General features: G+C 66.2%; 1 protein-coding gene. It reads left to right on the forward strand.

Going from position 1 to position 320, the window contains the following annotated elements; translation table 11 throughout:
• A partial coding sequence (locus EP376_RS22800; protein ID WP_206074855.1) for a lytic murein transglycosylase occupies positions 1 to 320 on the forward strand: 320 nt, incomplete at both ends.

Consider the following 320-nt stretch of genomic DNA (forward strand, 5'->3'; position numbering starts at 1 on the left):
TGGGCAACCAGAACACCGTTTCCGCCATTGTGACGCTGGCCTATGACTGCCGCCGTCCCGACTTCTTCACCCCGCATGCCATCGCTGCGCTGAAGCTGGTGGATGCAGGCGTAATCTCCTCGAAGTCGGTCGGCGCCGCGCATGGCGAGATTGGCCACACGCAGTTCCTTCCCGGCAACGTCCTGAAATACGGCGTCGGTGGCAGAAACCTCCGCGACAAGGCCACCGCGCTGATGTCGACGGCCAACTTCCTGCGCGGCCACGGATATCGCGGCGGCCCCGCCAGCGCCAACCGCGGCGCGATTGCGGGCTGGAACGCG

It is taken from the genome of Alexandriicola marinus (assembly GCF_004000435.1).
GTDB lineage: Bacteria > Pseudomonadota > Alphaproteobacteria > Rhodobacterales > Rhodobacteraceae > Alexandriicola > Alexandriicola marinus.